Origin of the sequence: Pseudomonas citronellolis (assembly GCF_029335315.1) — a bacterium.
Lineage (GTDB): Bacteria > Pseudomonadota > Gammaproteobacteria > Pseudomonadales > Pseudomonadaceae > Pseudomonas > Pseudomonas citronellolis_A.
In genome coordinates, this window is record NZ_JARJLT010000370.1 from 1 (window position 1) to 18,297 (window position 18,297).

Genomic DNA, 18,297 nt, shown 5'->3' on the forward strand with positions numbered 1-18,297 from the left:
TCTTCGATCAGCCAATCCAGGCGCCAGCCGCCCTCGCTCTGCGCCAGCACCTCGGCCAGCCACGGCAGCAGCTCGCGCAGTTCGTCCTCCAGCGGCCACGGCGGGTTGACGATGGCCAGCCCGGAACCGTTCAGGCGCTCGGCGCTATCCGCCGGGTGCACCAGCAGCTCGGCGCGCAGCAGCTTCGGCGCCTTGCTGCGCTCCAGGCCCTGGTAGAAACGCTTGAGCTGGCGCTCGTCCTTGATCGGGTACCAGATCGCCACCACCGTCTGGCGCATCCGCCCGATGGCTTCCTCCAGCGCGGCGACGCAGCGCTCCAGCTCATCGGCCTGCTCGAAGGGCGGGTCGATCAGCATGACCCCGCGCTTCTCCTGCACCGGCAGCAGCGCCCGCGGCAGCAGCCAGCCGTCGCCCTGGTGCACGGCGATGCGCCGCTCGCCGCCCATGTTGGCCTTGAGCAGGCGGCCGTCCTCCGGGTGCAGTTCGTTCAGGTGCACGCGGTCCTGCGGGCGGGTCAGGCGCCGCGCCATCTCCGGCGAGCCGGGGTAGTACTGCAGCTCGCCGTCGGGGTTCATGGCGTCCACCACCGCCAGGTAGTCGGCCGCCAGTTCCGGCAGGTCGTCGCGCTGCCACAACCGGCCGATGCCCGATTCCCATTCGCCGGTGCGGCTCGCCTCGTCGCCCTGCAGGTCGTACAGGCCGATGCCGGAGTGGCTGTCGAGGTAGGCGTAGGGCGTGTCCTTGCGCGCCATCAGGGCGAAGATCCGCGACAGGACCAGGTGCTTGAAGACATCGGCGTGGTTGCCGGCGTGGTAGGCGTGACGGTAGTTCATGGACGGCAGGCTCCTTGGGGGCGTGCAGTTTATCCGCACGGGCATTGTTTTAGGCCTTTATCACGCTCATGGATGTTGCTGTGCTGCTTCTATTCACCAGACTAGACTGCGGCCATCTCCCTGGAGGCCGACCATGTCCGAGACCCTGCTCAGTTCCCGCAACCTCGCCTTCGAGCTCTACGAAGTGCTCGACGCCGAAGCCCTGACCCAGCGCGAGCGCTTCGCCGAGCACAACCGCGAGACCTTCGACGCCGCCCTGGCCACCGCCCGCGGCATCGCCGAAGAACTGTTCGCCCCGCACAACCGCAAGAACGACGAGCACGAGCCGCAATACGTGGACGGCGCCGCGGTGCTGATCCCCGAGGTCAAGCCGGCGGTGGACGCCTTCAACGAAGCCGGCTTCCACAACGCCACCCGCGACTTCGAGCAAGGCGGCATGCAGCTGCCGAACCTGCTCTCGCGGGCCTGCTTCGCGCACTTCCAGTCGGCCAACATCGCCACCTCGTCCTACCCGATGCTGAGCATGGGCGCCAGCCACCTGATCGAGTCCTTCGGCAGCGACGAGCAGAAGCGCCTGTACCTGCAGCCGATGATCGACGCGCGCTTCTTCGGCACCATGGCGCTCACCGAGCCGCACGCCGGCTCGTCGCTGTCCGACATCCGCAGCCGCGCCGAACCCCACGCCGACGGCAGCTACCGGATCAAGGGCAACAAGATCTTCATCTCCGGCGGCGACCACCCACTGTCGGAAAACATAGTCCACATGGTGCTGGCCAAGCTGCCGGACGCCCCCGCCGGGGTGAAGGGCATCTCGCTGTTCATCGTGCCGAAGTTCCTGGTCAACGAAGACGGCTCCCTCGGCAAGCGCAACGACGTGACCCTGGCCGGCCTGTTCCACAAGATGGGCTGGCGCGGCACCACCTCCACCGCGCTGAACTTCGGCGACAACGACGACTGCGTCGGCTACCTGGTGGGCAAGCCGCACCACGGCCTGGCCTACATGTTCCAGATGATGAACGAGGCGCGCATCGGCGTCGGCATGGGCGCCATCATGCTCGGCTACGCCGGCTACCTGTATTCCCTGGAATACGCCCGCGAACGCCCGCAGGGCCGCCCGGTGGACGCCAAGGACCCGACCTCGGCGCAGGTTTCGATCATCGAGCACACCGACGTCAAGCGCATGCTGCTGACCCAGAAGGCCTACGTCGAAGGCGCCTTCGACCTCGGCCTGTACGCCGCGCGCCTGGTCGACGACAGCGAGACCCTGGCCACCCCGGATGCGCGCAAGCAGGCCCACGAGCTGCTCGACCTGCTGACCCCGATCGTCAAGTCCTGGCCCTCGGAGTTCTGCCTGAAGGCCAACGAGCTGGCCATCCAGATCCTCGGCGGCCACGGCTACACCCGCGAATACCCGGTGGAACAGTACTACCGCGACAACCGCCTGAACCCGATCCACGAGGGTACCCACGGCATCCAGTCGCTGGACCTGCTGGGCCGCAAGCTGACGCAAAACGACGGCGCCGGCCTAAAGCAACTGACCCGGCTGATCCACCAGGCCTGCGAGCGCGCCCGCGCGCACGCCTCGCTGGACGCCCTGCGCCAGCCGCTGGAGCAACTGCTGACGCGCCTGTCGGAAGTCACCCTGGCGCTGCTCGGCGACCTGATGCAGGGCAAGGTGGCCCAGGGCCTGGCCAACTCGGCGCTGTACCTGAAGGTGTTCGGCCATACCGTGATCGGCTGGCGCTGGCTGGAGCAGGCGATCCGCGCCGAGGAAGGCCTGGCGGCCGGAAACACCGCCGACGAGGACTTCTACCGCGGCAAGCTGCAGGCCGCGCGCTACTTCCTGACCTGGGAAGTGCCGTCCTGCCACCACGAGCTGGCGCTGCTGGAAGGCCGCGACGATACCTGTTCGAGCATGCGCGACGCCTGGTTCTGAGTCCGCGTGCACTTTCGAGCCCCGGTCACGTCCGGGGCTTTTTTATGCGCCAAACCCTGGTGACAGGCTGCCTTTCGTAGGAGCGAGCTTGCTCGCGAACGGTGGGCCCTCTCACGAAGGTGCCAGGATGACATCTGGCTTCCCGCCATGCCAATCGGCCCCCTCTCCCTTCAGGGAGAGGGTTGGGGAGAGGGGCGGAGCCCTGCCCTGCACACCGATGCAATCGGGATACTCCGTTCGCGAGCAAGCTCGCTCCTACAGGGGATCCGGCATCGGTGAAAGGCCCTCTGAAAGCTCGCTGAAAGGCGCCGCAATTAGCCTTTGACAGCCTTGCAAATCCGCAGGTTAGAATCCCTTGGCATGCGGCCTGCATCCTTCCCGGTAGCGTCGCCCCTCCCCTTGCCCGCCAGGAGAACCCGCACCTTGGATGCCGTCTCGATCAATACCTATTTCCTGGTCGGCGCGGTGCTGGTGGGCATGAGCATCCTGGTCAGCTCGCTGTCTTCGCGACTGGGCATCCCGATCCTGGTCATTTTCCTCGCGGTGGGCATGTTCGCCGGCACCGACGGCCCCGGCGGCATCGGCTTCTCCAACTACCCCACGGCCTACCTGGTGGGCAACCTGGCGCTGGCGGTGATCCTCCTCGACGGCGGCCTGCGCACCCGCGTGGCGAGCTTCCGCGTGGCGCTCTGGCCGGCGTTGTCGCTGGCCACCGTGGGCGTGCTGGTCACCGCCGGGCTCACCGGCCTGGCCGCCGCCTGGCTGTTCAAGCTGACCTGGATGGAAGGCCTGCTGATCGGCGCCATCGTCGGCTCCACCGACGCCGCGGCGGTATTCTCGCTGCTCGGCGGCAAGGGCCTGAACGAGCGGGTCACCGCCACCCTGGAAATCGAGTCCGGCAGCAACGACCCCATGGCGGTGTTCCTCACCGTCACCCTGATCGACATGCTCGCCCACGGCCAGAACGAGCTGAGCTGGGGCTTCCTCGGCCACCTGCTGAGCGAGTTCGGCATCGGCGCCGTGCTCGGCCTGGGCGGCGGCTGGCTGTTGCTGCAGGTGATCAACCGCATGCACCTGGCCAGCGGCCTCTACCCGCTGCTGGCGATCAGCGGTGGCCTGCTGATCTTCGCCCTGGCCAACGCCGTGCACGGCAGCGGCATCCTCGCCATCTACCTGTGCGGGCTGGTGCTGGGCAACCAGCCGATCCGCTCGCGCCACGGCATCCTGCACATGCTCGACGGCATGGCCTGGCTGGCGCAGATCGGCATGTTCCTGGTCCTCGGCCTGCTGGTCACACCCCACGACCTGCTGCCCATCGCCGTGCCGGCGCTGGGCCTGGCGCTGTGGATGATCGTCTTCGCCCGGCCGCTCTCGGTGCTCCTGGGCCTGGCGCCGTTCCGCGCCTTCCATGGCCGCGAGAAGGTGTTCATCGCCTGGGTCGGCCTGCGCGGCGCGGTGCCGATCATCCTCGCGGTGTTCCCGCTGATGGCCGGCCTGCCCAACGCCCAGCTGTTCTTCAACGTGGCCTTCTTCATCGTCCTGGTCTCGCTGCTGGTGCAGGGCACCAGCCTGCCCTGGGCCGCCCGCCTGCTGCGGGTGGTGGTGCCGCCGGACCCGGCGCCGATCTCCCGCGCAGGCCTGGAAGTGCACCCGACCAGCGAGTGGGAGCTGTTCGTCTACCACCTGAGCAAGGAAAAGTGGTGCATCGGCGCGGCCCTGCGCGAGCTGAAGATGCCCGAAGGCACCCGCATCGCCGCGCTGTTCCGCGGCACCCAACTGCTCCACCCGTCCGGCAGTACCATCCTCGAAGCCGACGACATCCTCTGCGTGATCGGCCACGAACACGACCTGTCGGCCCTCGGCAAGCTGTTCAGCCAGGCCCCGGATCGCGGCCTGAGCGCACGCTTCTTCGGTGACTTCGTGCTCGAAGGCGACGCCCAACTGGCGGCGGTCGCCTCGCTCTACGGCCTCAAGCTCGAAGGCGTCGACGGCGAGCAGAGCCTGGGCCGCTTCATCGCCCACGAGATCGGCGGCCAGGCGATCATCGGCGACCAGGTCGAGTGGAATGGCCTGACCTGGACCGTGGCCGCCCTGGACGGGAACAAGATCCGCAAGGTGGGGGTCAAATTCCCCGAAGGTCGCCCGGGCCCCGGGCTGTTCCTCTAAGCCGCCCGCACGACTGACGGCGCCGGCCTCGCTTGCTGGCGCCGCCGGGCACACACTACGCTCACTGCAACTTACCGAAAGCCGCCCGCGACCATGCCATTTCCGCTGCGTAACCTGCTCGCCGCCGCCCTGCTGGGTGGCTGCCTCGCCGTCCTGCCCGTGCACGCCGAGGACACCAACCAGCCGCCGTCGGCCGACGCCGTCCAGCAGAGCCTCGACGGCCTGGCCGAACGCAAGCTGGCCGACGCCGACCTGAAGGTCACCAAAGCCAGCCTGGAGCACACCCTCAAGCTGCTCGGCGCCCGCGACGACAGCGAGAAGCAGTTGGCCGACCTCAAGGCCAACCTCGCCGATGCGCCGCGCCAGATCATCGAGAACCAGCGCAGCCTGGCGCGGCTGAAGGCCAGCAGCGAGAAGCCGGCGACCCAGCGCTACGCCGGCGAGAACCTCAGCCGCCTGGAAATGCTGCTCAACGACCGCTCGACCCAACTGGCCGACTGGCAGAAGCAACTGACCGACGCCAAGAGCCAGTACATCACCGCGCAGACCCGCCCGGAGCGCACCCAGTCCGACATCAGCGCCGCGCAATCGCGGCTGCTGGAAATCGGCAACCTGCTCAAGCTCGGCCGCGAGGCCGGCAAGCCAATCGCCGCCGAGCGGCGCAACGAGCTGCTCGCCGAACAGGCCTCGCTGAACGCGCAGATCCTCCTGCTGCGTCAGCAGCTGGCCGGCAACAACCTGTTGCAGGACCTGGCCAACAGCCAGCAGGACATGCTCAACGAGCAGATCGCCCGCGCCGAGCGCGAGACCCTCGAACTGCAGACCATGATCAGCGACAAGCGCCGCGAGCAGTCGGAGAAGACCGTCGCCGAGCTGGCCAAGGACAGCAGCCAGGGCTCCGGCAGCGACAGCCTGCTGAGCCAGGAAAGCGCCACCAACCTGAAGCTGTCCGACTACCTGCTGCGCACCACCGACCGCCTCAACGAGCTGACCCGGCGCAACCTCGAGGCCAAGCAGCACCTGGACAACCTGACCCAGCTCGACCAGACCCTCGACCAGCAGATCAACGTGCTGCGCGGCAGCCTGCTGCTGTCCAAGGTGCTCTACCAGCAGAAGCAGTCGCTGCCGAAGATCAAGACCGACCAGGAGCTGGCCGACGAGATCGCCGACCTGCGCCTGTACCAGTTCGAGCTGAACCAGAAGCGCGACGAGCTGGCCAATCCGCAGCTGTACATCGACAAGCAGCTGGCCCTGCAGCCGCAGGAAAGCCTCACCCCGCAGCTGCGCCAGGACCTGGCCAACCTGGTCGACACCCGTGGCGAGCTGATGGAGCGCCTGAACCACGAGCTCAACGCCGTGCTCAACGAGGCCATCACCCTGCAGCTGAACCAGAAGCAGCTCAAGGACACCAGCGACAACCTGCGCGCCACCCTCGACGAGCAGATGTTCTGGATTCCCAGCAACCGCCCGCTGGACCTGTCCTGGTTCAAGATGACCCCGACCCTGCTGCAACACCAGCTTTCCGAGGTGCCCTGGGGTTCGGCGGTGGTCGAGGTGGGTGAAGGCCTGATCGACCGCCCGCTGCTGTTCCTGCCGTTGCTGCTGCTGATCGCCGGGCTGCTGTGGAAGCGCCGCTTCCTCTACGACAAGCTGGCGTCGATCAACGACGACATCGGCCACTTCAAGCGCGACAGCCAGCTGCACACGCCGCTGGCCATCCTCCTGGCGCTGCTGCTGGCGCTGCCCGGCACCCTCACCCTGGCCATCGCCGGCCTGGCGCTGATGCTCGACGCCCGTGGGCAGAACGCCACCCTCGGCGCCGCGCTGCTGCAGATGGCCGAGGTCTGGCTGGTGTTCTACGCCGCGCACCGCATCCTCAGCCCCGGCGGCATCGCCGAACGGCATTTCCACTGGAGCCAGGCCCAGGTGCGCTTCAGCAGCAAGCTGATCCGCCGCCTCGGCGTGGTGGTCATGGCCCTGGCCGCGGTGGTCACCGTGGCCGAGCGCCAGCCCGGCAGCCTGGCCGACGACGTCATCGGCATCGCCGTGGTGCTCGGCAGCTTCGCGGTGATGACCTGGCTGATGGCCCGCATGCTCTTCGCCAGCCCCAGCACCAGCCGCCCCTCGGCGGTGAAGATGATCGTCGGCGTGCTGTTCACCGCGCTGCCGGTGATGCTCTTCGTCGCCGTCTGCTTCGGCTACTACTACACCGCCCTGCGCCTGAGCGACCGGCTGATCGACACCCTGTTCCTGCTGATGGTCTGGGTGGTCATCGAGGCCACCTTCGTCCGCGGCCTGAGCGTGGCGGCGCGGCGCCTGGCCTACCAGCGCGCCCTGGCCAAGCGACAGAACCCGGCCAAGGAGAGCGCCGACGGCGGCGAGGCGGCGGAAGAGCCGACCCTCGGCATCGAGGAAATCAACGAGCAGTCCCTGCGCCTGATCCGCCTGGGCCTGCTGATCGGCTTCGTGGTCGCGCTGTACTGGGTCTGGGCCGATCTCATCAGCGTCGCCGCCTACCTGGACAACGTCACCCTCTACCAGTACACCGGCGGCACCGGCGACAGCGCCACCAGCCTGCCGATCAGCCTCGGCGACGTGATCATGGCGCTGGTCATCGCGGCGGTGACCACGGCCCTGGCGCGCAACCTGCCGGGCCTGCTGGAGGTGCTGGTGCTGCAGCGCCTGAGCCTGGCCCAGGGCAGCGCCTACGCCATCACCACGCTGCTCTCCTACGCCATCAGCGGCGTCGGCATCGTCAGCGCGCTGTCGACCCTCGGGGTCAGCTGGGACAAGCTGCAATGGCTGGTGGCCGCCCTCTCGGTGGGCCTGGGCTTCGGCCTGCAGGCGATCTTCTCGAACTTCGTCTCCGGCCTGATCATCCTCTTCGAGCGCCCGGTGCGCATCGGCGACACCGTGACCATCGGCAACCTGTCCGGCACCGTCAGCCGCATCCGCATCCGCGCCACCACCATCACCGACTTCGACCGCAAGGAAATCATCGTCCCGAACCAGACCTTCATCACCGGGCAACTGGTGAACTGGTCGCTGAGCGACACCGTGACCCGCGTGACCATCAAGATCGGCCTGGCCTACGAAAGCGACCTGGCCCTGGCGCGCAAGCTCATGCTCGAAGCCGCCCGCGCCAACCCGCGGGTACTGCGCGACCCGGAGCCGTCGCTGTACTTCCTGGCGATCAGCGCCAGCACCTTCGACTACGAGCTGCGCTTCCACGTGCGCGAGCTGGGCGACCGCAACCCGGCGGTGGACGAGCTGCTCACCGCCATCGCCCTGAGCTTCCGCGACCACGGCGTGGAAATGGCCTTCAACCAGCTCGACGTGTTCGTCAAGAACGGCGAGGGCAAGGAAATCCACCTGGCGCAGAACATCGCCCAACTGCCGCTGGCCCTGCCCGGCGCGCCCGCCAAGGACCAGGACCCGCCCCTGCCCAAGCCCTGAGTCTGGACGGCCGCGGACAAGTCCGAGCACAATGCTCGGACTTACCGGAGCCCGCCTGTGACCGTGAAACAGCTCGACGAACTGACCTTCGACAACCGCTTCGCCCGCCTGGGCGACGCCTTCTCCACCGAAGTCCTCCCCGATCCCATCGAGAACCCGCGCCTGGTGGTGGCCAGCCCCGCCGCCATGGCCCTGCTCGACCTCGACCCGGCGCTGGCGGACGCGCCGGTGTTCGCCGAGATCTTCGCCGGGCACAAGCTGTGGTCAGAAGCCGAACCGCGGGCGATGGTCTACTCCGGCCACCAGTTCGGCTCCTACAACCCGCGCCTGGGCGACGGCCGCGGCCTGCTGCTGGGCGAAGTGCTCAACGACGCCGGCGAGCACTGGGACCTGCACCTCAAGGGCGCCGGGCAGACCCCCTACTCGCGCATGGGCGACGGCCGCGCGGTGCTGCGCAGCTCGATCCGCGAGTTCCTCGCCAGCGAGTACCTGCACGCCCTGGGCATCCCCAGCAGCCGCGCGCTGTGCGTCACCGGCTCGGACACCCCGGTGTGGCGCGAAACCCAGGAGCGCGCTGCCATGCTCCTGCGCCTGGCCCCCAGCCACGTGCGCTTCGGCCACTTCGAATACTTCTACTACACCCAGCAGCACGACAAGCTGAAGGAGCTGGGCGACTTCGTCCTGGCCAACCACTTCGCCGCCTGCCTGGAGCAGCCGCAGCCCTACGCCGCGTTCTTCCGCGAGGTGGTCGAGCGCAACGCCGAGCTGATCGCCCACTGGCAGGCCTACGGCTTCTGCCACGGGGTGATGAACACCGACAACATGTCGATCCTCGGCATCACCTTCGACTACGGCCCCTACGCCTTCCTCGACGACTTCGACGCCAAGCACATCTGCAACCACTCCGACGACGCCGGGCGCTACAGCTTCAACAACCAGGTACCCATCGCCCACTGGAACCTGGCGGCCCTGGCCCAGGCGCTGACGCCGTTCGTCGACGTGGACGAGCTGCGCGAGGCCCTCGGCCTGTTCCTGCCGCTGTACCAGGCCCACTACCTGGACCTGATGCGCCGCCGCCTGGGCTTCGTCACCGCCGAGGATGGCGACCTGGCGCTGGTGCAGAGCCTGCTGCAGGCCATGCAGAGCGGCGCGGTGGACTACCAGCTGTTCTTCCGCCGGCTCGGCGAGCAGGCGCCGGAGGCGGCGCTGGCGGTGGTCCGCGAGGACTTCGTCGACCTCGCCGGCTTCGACGCCTGGGCAGCCGAGTACCGCGCCCGCGCCGAACGCGAGGGCGGCGGCCAGGACGAGCGCCGCGCCCGCATGCACGCGGTGAACCCGCTGTACGTGCTGCGCAACTACCTGGCCCAGGAGGCCATCAGCGCTGCCGAGCAGGGCGACTACTCGGTGGTCCGCGAGCTGCACGACGCCCTCAGCCGCCCCTTCGAGGAACAACCGGGCCGCGAGCACCTCACCCGGCGCCCGCCGGACTGGGGCCGGCACCTGGAGATCAGTTGTTCTTCTTGAAGCAGTTATAAGCTCAAAAGAAAGCGATCTAGCGGCGCCGACCGGGCGTTGAGCCCGGTCATTGACCGGGCGCGGCGCCGCTCGCATCCTCAGGCTTTTCTGCCCACCAAGGATGCTCGAACAATGAAACTGGAAACCCTGGCCATCCACGCCGGCTACAGCCCCGACCCGACCACCAAGGCGGTGGCCGTGCCGATCTACCAGACCACTTCCTACGCCTTCGACGACACCCAGCACGGCGCCGACCTGTTCGACCTCAAGGTGGCGGGCAACATCTATTCGCGCATCATGAACCCCACCAACGACGTGCTCGAGCAGCGCGTCGCCGCCCTTGAGGGCGGGGTCGGCGCGCTGGCCGTGGCCTCGGGCATGGCCGCCATCACCTACGCCATCCAGACCGTGGCCGAAGCCGGCGACAACATCGTCTCGGTGGCCAAGCTCTACGGCGGCACCTACAACCTGCTGGCGCACACCCTGCCGCGCTTCGGCATCCAGACCCGCTTCGCCCCGCACGACGACGTGGCCGCGCTGGAAGCGCTGATCGACGAACGCACCAAAGCGGTGTTCTGCGAGTCCATCGGCAACCCGGCGGGCAACATCGTCGACCTCCAGGCCCTGGCCGACGCCGCGCACCGCCATGGCGTGCCGCTGATCGTCGACAACACCGTGGCCACGCCGATCCTCTGCCGCCCCTTCGAGCACGGCGCCGACATCGTGGTGCACTCGCTGACCAAGTACATCGGCGGCCACGGCACCAGCATCGGCGGCATCGTCGTCGACTCCGGCAAATTCCCCTGGGCACAGCACAAGGCGCGCTTCCCGCTGCTCAACACACCCGACCCGTCCTACCACGGCGTGACCTACACCGAGGCCTTCGGCCCGGCGGCGTTCATCGGCCGCTGCCGCGTGGTGCCGCTGCGCAACACCGGCGCGGCGCTGTCGCCGTTCAACGCCTTCCTCATCCTCCAGGGCCTGGAGACCCTGGCGCTGCGCATGGAGCGCCACTGCGACAACGCCCTGGCCGTCGCCCAGTACCTGGAACGGCATCCCCAGGTGGCCTGGGTGAAATACGCCGGCCTGGCCGAGCACCCCGAGCACGCCCTCGCCCAGCGCTACATGGGCGGCAAGCCGGCGGCGATCCTGTCGTTCGGCATCCAGGGCGGCGCCGAGGCCGGCGCGCGCTTCATCGACGCGCTGAAACTGGTGGTACGCCTGGTCAACATCGGCGACGCCAAGTCGCTGGCCTGCCACCCGGCCTCCACCACCCACCGCCAGCTCAACGCCGAGGAACTGGCGCGCGCCGGAGTGAGCCAGGACATGGTGCGGCTGTCGATCGGCATCGAGCACCGCGACGACATCATCGCCGACCTGGAACAGGCCCTGGCCGCCGCCGCGGCTTGATATCCGCCGGGCGCGGCTCCAGATAGGGGGAATCCCCTTCCGGAGCCGCGCCATGTCCGATCCCCTGCTGATTCCCTGCCCCCACTGCGGCGGCCTCAACCGCCTGCCGGCCGAGCGCCTGGGCGACCACCCGCGCTGCGGCCGCTGCAAGAACGACGTGCTGCCGGGCGCACCCTTCGCCGTCGACGAGGCCGGCTTCGCCGCCCAGCTCAAGGGCGACCTGCCGCTGCTGGTGGACGTCTGGGCCGACTGGTGCGGGCCGTGCAAGGCCTTCGCGCCGACCTTCGAGCAGGCCGCCGCGCGCCTCGCCGGGCGCTGCCGCCTGGCCAAGCTGGACAGCGAAGCCAACCCGCGCCTGGCCGGGCAGCTGGGCATTCGCTCGATCCCCAGCCTGATCCTGTTCAAGGACGGCCGCGAAGTGGCGCGGCAGAGCGGCGCCATGCCCTTGCCGCAACTCCTCGACTGGCTCGCCCGCCAGGGGTTGTAGCGCGCGCGACCGCTTCGGTCAGCGCGCCTGAGCGAAGCGGTCATTGCCCGCGCCGGTGGCCCGGCTAGGCTTGCTGTACTCCCAGCACAGCGAGACCAGCCCATGCTCTTTCCCGAAGAATTCGTCCGCCGGATGACCGAAGAGCACATCGCCTTCGTCAAGCGCACCGGGCTCAAGGCGGAAATCCTCGAACGCGGCCACGTGCGCCTGCGCATGCCCCTGAAGGGCAACGAGAACCACCTGGGCACCATGTACGCCGCCGCGCTCTTCACCCTGGCCGAAATCCCCGGCGGGGTGCTGCGCCTGACCTGCTTCGAGAGCCACAACTTCTACCCCATCGTCAAAGAGGCCAGTCTGCGCTTCCGCCGCCCGGCCACCAGCGACGTCTGGGTAGACGCGCGGCTGGGCGACGCCGAGATCGAGCGTATCGCCGAGGAAGCCACGCTCAACGGCAAGGCCGAGTACGTGCTGGACCTGCAGTTGAAGGACGACCAGGGCGAAGTGGTGGCCGAGAGCCATGCCGTCTATCAGTTGCGCAGCCGCTGAGTCGCAGGCTTGCCGTGGGTCAAGGCGCCCCGGCGGCGCTGAGTCAGAGTGGTGGGACCGCCGGAGGAGCCCACCATGCCCAAGCACATCCTGGTCGCCCACGACCTCAGCGTCGAAGCCGACGTCGCCGTGCGTCGCGCCGCGCAACTGGCCGCCGCGCACGACGCCAGCGTGACCCTGCTGCATGTCATCGAGGAATACTTCCCGCAACCGATGCTCGACACCGCCCGCGAGGCCGCCGAAATCGCGCTGCGCGACAGCGCCATCAGCGCCGGCCTGGAGCCGAACCGGCTGCTGGTGCGCCAGGGCCGCGCCGCCGCCGTGATAGTCGCCACCTGCGGCGAACTGAATGCCGACCTGCTGGTACTGGGCACGCACCACCAGCAACTGCTCGAGCGCTTCGAAGGCACCACCCTGGAACAGGTGATCCGCCATTGCCGGGTGCCGGCGCTGCTGGCCGTCGACCCGGCGATGCAACCCTACCAGCGTGCGCTGAGCGCCCTGGACTTCTCGGTCGGCGCCTGCAACGCCTGGCGCGGCGCCTGCGAGCTGCTCGACGCCGGGGCGCAACTGCTGAGCCTCCACGCCTACAGCCCGGGACGCGAGGCCAGCACGCATCTGGAAGAGCAGCAGGCACTGCTGGAACAGTTGATTCGCGACGAAGCCGGGCAATGCCCGGGGCCGCTGCCGCAGTGCCAGTGCCGGATCAGCCGCGAGCCGATCGGCGACGCCCTGCAGCGCGCCATCGAAGAATACCGGCCACAATTGCTGGTGCTTGGCAGCCGCGGACGCAACGCCCTGCAACGGGCGCTACTGGGCAGCACGGCGCGTTACTACCTGCGCCGGCCGCCCTGCGATCTCCTGGTCAGCGCCTGAGAGCCGGTCTGCGATCTGCTGCGCGTCGGCACAACTGCGTTAAAAACAGGCGCTGAAGGATCAGGCCTCCAGCAGGTTGTGCAGGTCGACGAACTGTTGCGTCAGCTTGTGCCGGGGGTCGAGGTAGATCAGCGGAGTGCAGGCCTGGTGCGACTCGCGCATCTTCACCGATGCCATCAGGTACACCGGCAGCACCGGCAGCTCTTCCTCCACCAGTTCGTCCAGCAACTGCTGCGGCAGGCTGGCGCGCGGCTGGAACTGGTTGACCACGATGCCCTCGACCTCCAGATCCTCGTTGTGGTCCTCCTTCAGCTCCTCGATCTCGCGCAGCAGGCCGTACAGCGCCTGGCGGGAGAAGCTGTCGCAATCGAAGGGGATCAGGCAGCGGTCGGCGGCGATCAGCGCGGAAACCGTGTAGAAGTTCAGCGCCGGCGGGGTGTCCAGGTAGATCCGGTCGTAATCCTCGGCCAGCTCATCGAGCAGTTTGCGCAGCTTGTTGATCTTGTGCTTGGCCTCCAGCTTGGGCTGCAGGTCGGCCAGCTCGGCGGTGGCGGTGACCACGTGGAGGTTGTCGAACGGGGTCTCGTAGATGTCCACCTTGCCCTTGCGCGTGAACGGGCCGCTGGCCAGGGTCTGCTTGAAGAAATCGGCGATGCCCATGGGCACGTCCTCGCCGGTCAGGCCGGTGAGGTAGTGGGTGGAGTTGCCTTGCGCATCAAGGTCCACCAGCAGCGTACGGTAGCCTTCGGCGGCGCTCACGGCGGCCAGGTTGCAGGCAATGCTCGACTTGCCAACCCCGCCCTTCTGATTGAAAACCACGCGACGCATTGAGCAACCCTCCAAGCCGTTCAAGAGACCCCGGATTCTATGCAATGCCCATGACGAGGGCGAGCACTTGCGCGTGCCATCCGGCGCTCTCTAGGCCGACGCGCCACGGGTCACCAGCTCGATGAAGGCCAGGGCCGCCGGCGAGCGCTCGCTGCGGCGTCGCACCAGCCATACCGAGCTGGTCGCGCCGGGGTCGAGCAAGGTGCGGTAGACCACCCCGTCCACCCGCGTGCGGCGGAACGAGCCGGGCAGCATGGACACCCCCAGCCCCGCCGCCACCAGGCCGATGATGGTCATCGCCTCGCCGGCTTCCTGGCTGATGCGCGGGGTGAAGCCGGCCTGCCGCGCCAACGCCTGCAGCTGATCGTAGAGCCCGGTGCCGTAGCTGCGCGGGAAGAACACGAAGGGCTCGTCGGCCAGCGCCGCCAGCTCCAGCCCCTCGACCGAGTCGCGGGCCAGCGGGTGGTCGGCGCGCAACACCGCCACCAGCGGCTCGCTGAACAGCTCCACGGCCTCCAGCGAGGCCGGCAGCTCGAAGGAACGGATCACCCCCACCTGCAGGCGCTCTTCCTGCAACGCCTCGACGATCTGCCGACTGCTCATCTCCTGCAGGTCCAGGTGCACCTCGGGGTAGGCCTGGCGGAAAGTGTGGATGCTGCGCGGAATGGCCGAGGTGAAGGGCGCCGAGGCGGTGAAACCGATGCGCAACTCGCCCAGTTCGCCCTGGTGCGCGCGGCGTGCCAGGAGCACCGCGCGGTCGACCTGGGCCAGCACCTGGCGGGCTTCGTCGAGAAACAGCCGGCCGGCCTCGGTCAGCGCCACCCGGCGATTGGTGCGCTCCAGCAGGCGCGCGCCTATCTCTTCTTCCAGCGCCTGTATCTGCTGGCTCAGCGGCGGCTGGGAGATCCCGAGGGATTCGGCGGCGCGGCCGAAGTGCAGCTCTTCGGCGACGGCGATGAAGTAGCGCAGGTGGCGCAATTCCATGGAAGCGGCCTCATTGAGTCGAATTACATATCAAATGGGTCGATCAATATATTGGAAATAATAAAAGCCGTTCCTTATCCTTTCCACACAAGCCCAATAACAACTTTCCACTCTCTGCCTGCCGGCCGTGTGAGCCCTTTCCGCTCGCCGCGCGGCACCCCCATCCAGATTCGAGGTGAGTTGTGAGTTCATCCGCCTTGCGGGCTTCGTCAGATTCCGAACCCGCGTTGCTGCAGGCCGCCGAAGCGGCCAACCGGTCGTTGGCCAGCGCCGTGAACGACATCGAAAGCTACATCGAGAAAGGCACCCCGGCCTTCATGCGCACCTCGCTTGCGCTGTTCTCCGGCGGTTTCGCCACCTTCGCCCTGCTCTACTGCGTGCAGCCGATGATGCCGGTGCTGTCGCAGACCTTCGCGCTCACCGCCGCGCAAAGCAGCCTGGTGCTGTCCATCGCGACCATCATGATGGCCCTCGGCTTGCTGGTTACCGGGCCGATCTCCGACGCCATCGGGCGCAAGCCGATCATGGTCGCCTCGCTGTTCTGCGCCGCCCTGTTCACCCTGGCCAGCGCGGTGATGCCGACCTGGCACGGGGTGCTGGCCATGCGCGCGCTGGTCGGCCTGTCGCTCAGCGGCCTGGCCGCGGTGGGCATGACCTACCTGAGCGAGGAAATCCACCCGCAGCACATCGGCCTGTCCATGGGGCTGTACATCAGCGGCAACGCCATCGGCGGCATGAGCGGGCGGCTGATCACCGGGGTGCTGGTGGACTTCATGTCCTGGCACGCCGCCATCGCCATCCTCGGCGGCCTGGCCCTGATCGCGGCACTGGTGTTCTGGCGCGTGCTGCCGGAATCGCGCAACTTCCGCCCGGCGGCGCTGAACCTCAGGCAACTGGCCGACGGCTTCGGCTCGCACCTGCGCGACGCCGGCCTGCCCTGGCTGTTCCTCGAAGGCTTCCTGCTGATGGGCGCCTTCGTCACCCTGTTCAACTACATCGGCTATCGCCTGCTGGCCGACCCTTACCACCTGAGCCAGGCCGTGGTCGGCGTGCTCTCGCTGGTCTACCTGGTGGGCATCTACAGCTCCGCCTGGGTCGGCTCCCTGGCCGACCGCCTGGGCCGGCGCAAGGTGCTCTGGGCGGTGATCGTGCTGATGCTCGGCGGCCTGCTGCTGACCCTGCTGCCGCCGTTGCCGCTGATCGTGCTCGGCATGCTGCTGTTCACCTTCGGCTTCTTCGCCGCGCACTCGGTGGCCAGCAGCTGGATCGGCCGCCGCGCCCTCAAGGCCAAGGGCCAGGCCTCGTCGCTGTACCTGTTCAGCTACTACCTGGGCTCCAGCGTGGCCGGCACCACCGGCGGGGTGTTCTGGCACCACTTCGGCTGGACCGGTGTGGGCCTGTTCATCGCCGCGCTGCTGAGCGTCGCCGTGCTGGTGGCGCTGCACCTGGCGCGCCTGGCGGTGTTACCGCGAACCCTTCCCGCCCTCACCACCCCGCACAACTGAGTAGTTTCTACACACTTATCATCAGCAATGTCGGTGATGAATACGCCAGCGTCGCCGACAGATATGACAAGACCATGACCACAACGCCTCTAGACCGGGGCGTTGTGGAACTTCTACCCAAAAATTTCGCGCCTACGACCAAGGTCGTAACAAAATATGGCGCGCATCTTGCGTTCAGCAAAAGGAACACCTCGTTGGATTATCAAAACAGCTTCGGCTGCGCAGGACGCAATTCCCTTCCTTTCTCGCTGTAGGTAACGCATGAGCAGTACCCCATCCGCCGGTCTGGCCCAGGGCCTGAAGAACCGTCACGTCACCATGCTGTCCATCGCCGGAGCCATCGGCGCCGGCCTCTTCGTCGGCTCCGGCCACGCCATCGCCGAAGCCGGCCCGGCCGTCATGATTTCCTACCTGGTCGCCGGCCTGCTGGTGGTCCTGGTGATGCGCATGCTGGCCGAAATGGCCGTCGCGCAGCCGGACAGCGGCTCCTTCTCCACCTACGCCGACCGCGCCATCGGCCACTGGGCCGGTTTCACCATCGGCTGGCTGTACTGGTGGTTCTGGGTCCTGGTGATCCCGCTGGAAGCCAACGCCGCCGCGGCAATCATCCACGCCTGGTTCCCCGGCGCGCCGATCTGGGTCCTGGCCTTCGTGATCACCTCCGCGCTGACCGTAACCAACCTGTTCAGCGTGAAGAACTACGGTGAGTTCGAATTCTGGCTGGCGCTGATCAAGGTCTGCTCGATCGTTGCCTTCCTGGTGCTGGGCTGCGCGGCCATCTTCGGCTTCTCGCCCAACAGCGAAGTCTCCGGCATCGGCCACCTGACCAGCGAAGGCTTCCTGCCCAAGGGCTGGGGCGCCGTGCTGGCCGCGCTGCTGACCACCATGTTCTCGTTCATGGGCTCGGAAATCGTCACCATCGCCGCCACCGAATCCAAGGACCCGGCGCAGCAGATCACCCGCGCCACCAACTCGGTGATCTGGCGTATCGCGCTGTTCTACCTGCTGTCGATCATGATCGTGGTCTGCCTGGTGCCATGGAACGACCCGCGCCTGGTGAGCATGGGCTCCTACCAGACCGTGCTGGAGCACCTGCACATCCCGTACGCCAAGCTGATCGTCGACATCATCGTCCTGGTCTCGGTGACCAGTTGCCTGAACTCGGCGCTCTACACCGCCTCGCGCATGATGTACTCGCTGAGCAAGCGCGGCGACGCGCCGAAGATCGCCCAGGTGACCAGCGTCAGCCGCACCCCGGTGTACGCCGTGCTGCTGTCCACCGCCATGGCCTTCCTGTGCACCTTCGCCAACTACCTGGCCCCGGCCGAAGTGTTCAACTTCCTGCTGGCCAGCTCCGGCGCCATCGCCCTGCTGGTGTACCTGGTGATCGCCATTTCGCAGCTGAACATGCGCAAGAAGCTGCTCGCCCAGGGCCACCAGCTGACCCTGAAGATGTGGCTGTTCCCCTGGCTGACCTGGGCGGTGATCATCTTCATCGTCGCCGCGCTGGTGATCATGATGATCCGCCCGGATCACCGCATGGAGGTGGTCGCCACCGCCCTGCTGACCATAGTGGTCGTCTGCTCCGGCCTGCTGGTGTCGAACCGTCGCAAGGCCCAGCAACGCGCCACCGGTGTCGTCGCCGACGCCGCCTGACGCACAGCACCCATGAAAAAGCCCCGCCATTGGCGGGGCTTTTTTGTTGGCCGGGGTTCGCGAGCAAGCTCGCTCCTACAGGAGACCCGCTCTTCGTAG

At 67.7% G+C, this 18,297-nt stretch carries 13 protein-coding genes; 10 read left to right on the forward strand and 3 right to left on the reverse strand.

Annotation, left to right across the window (positions count from 1 at the left end):
- A partial coding sequence (locus tag P3W75_RS27920) for a 23S rRNA (adenine(2030)-N(6))-methyltransferase RlmJ (RefSeq protein ID WP_276230560.1) occupies positions 1-833 on the reverse strand: 833 nt, incomplete at its 3' end.
- Positions 834-966: 133 nt separating this feature from the next.
- On the opposite strand from P3W75_RS27920, the gene P3W75_RS27925 reads away from it, so the two are divergent.
- From P3W75_RS27925 to P3W75_RS27960, 8 genes are all read left to right on the forward strand, one after another.
- The gene (locus tag P3W75_RS27925; protein ID WP_276230561.1) at positions 967-2,769 is read left to right on the forward strand and encodes an acyl-CoA dehydrogenase; all 1,803 of its coding nucleotides are present in this window, start codon (positions 967-969) and stop codon (positions 2,767-2,769) included.
- Positions 2,770-3,192: 423 nt separating this feature from the next.
- Positions 3,193-4,935 (forward strand): potassium/proton antiporter, encoded by a 1,743-nt coding sequence (locus P3W75_RS27930; RefSeq protein ID WP_276230562.1) that lies wholly within the window; start codon positions 3,193-3,195, stop codon positions 4,933-4,935.
- Between the two features lie 93 nt (positions 4,936-5,028).
- On the forward strand, positions 5,029-8,391 hold the full coding sequence (gene mscK, locus P3W75_RS27935) for a mechanosensitive channel MscK (RefSeq protein ID WP_276230563.1): 3,363 nt from the start codon (positions 5,029-5,031) through the stop codon (positions 8,389-8,391).
- Between the two features lie 63 nt (positions 8,392-8,454).
- A complete protein-coding gene (selO, locus tag P3W75_RS27940; RefSeq protein ID WP_276230605.1) occupies positions 8,455-9,915 on the forward strand; it encodes a protein adenylyltransferase SelO in 1,461 nt (486 codons plus the stop codon).
- 123 nt (positions 9,916-10,038) lie between these two features.
- Positions 10,039-11,316 (forward strand): bifunctional O-acetylhomoserine aminocarboxypropyltransferase/cysteine synthase, encoded by a 1,278-nt coding sequence (locus tag P3W75_RS27945; protein ID WP_276230564.1) that lies wholly within the window; start codon positions 10,039-10,041, stop codon positions 11,314-11,316.
- Positions 11,317-11,368: 52 nt separating this feature from the next.
- A complete protein-coding gene (gene trxC, locus P3W75_RS27950) occupies positions 11,369-11,803 on the forward strand; it encodes a thioredoxin TrxC (protein ID WP_276230565.1) in 435 nt (144 codons plus the stop codon).
- A 102-nt stretch (positions 11,804-11,905) separates the two neighbouring features.
- A complete protein-coding gene (locus tag P3W75_RS27955) occupies positions 11,906-12,349 on the forward strand; it encodes a YiiD C-terminal domain-containing protein (protein ID WP_276230566.1) in 444 nt (147 codons plus the stop codon).
- A 75-nt stretch (positions 12,350-12,424) separates the two neighbouring features.
- Positions 12,425-13,225, forward strand: coding sequence for a universal stress protein (locus P3W75_RS27960; protein WP_276230567.1), 801 nt, complete (start codon positions 12,425-12,427; stop codon positions 13,223-13,225).
- Positions 13,226-13,285: 60 nt separating this feature from the next.
- On the opposite strand, the gene P3W75_RS27965 is transcribed toward P3W75_RS27960, so the two are convergent.
- Both P3W75_RS27965 and P3W75_RS27970 read right to left on the reverse strand, forming a co-directional pair.
- Positions 13,286-14,053 carry a ParA family protein gene (locus P3W75_RS27965; RefSeq protein WP_276230568.1) on the reverse strand — a complete coding sequence of 256 codons (768 nt, stop codon included), beginning with the start codon at positions 14,051-14,053 and terminating at the stop codon, positions 13,286-13,288.
- 90 nt (positions 14,054-14,143) lie between these two features.
- Positions 14,144-15,037 carry a LysR family transcriptional regulator gene (locus P3W75_RS27970; RefSeq protein ID WP_276230569.1) on the reverse strand — a complete coding sequence of 298 codons (894 nt, stop codon included), beginning with the start codon at positions 15,035-15,037 and terminating at the stop codon, positions 14,144-14,146.
- A gap of 182 nt (positions 15,038-15,219) precedes the next feature.
- Between P3W75_RS27970 and P3W75_RS27975 the strand changes: the two genes are divergently transcribed.
- Both P3W75_RS27975 and gabP read left to right on the forward strand, forming a co-directional pair.
- Positions 15,220-16,542 carry an MFS transporter gene (locus P3W75_RS27975; RefSeq protein WP_276230570.1) on the forward strand — a complete coding sequence of 441 codons (1,323 nt, stop codon included), beginning with the start codon at positions 15,220-15,222 and terminating at the stop codon, positions 16,540-16,542.
- A 261-nt stretch (positions 16,543-16,803) separates the two neighbouring features.
- A complete protein-coding gene (gabP, locus tag P3W75_RS27980; protein WP_276230571.1) occupies positions 16,804-18,198 on the forward strand; it encodes a GABA permease in 1,395 nt (464 codons plus the stop codon).
- Positions 18,199-18,297: the final 99 nt, after the last annotated feature.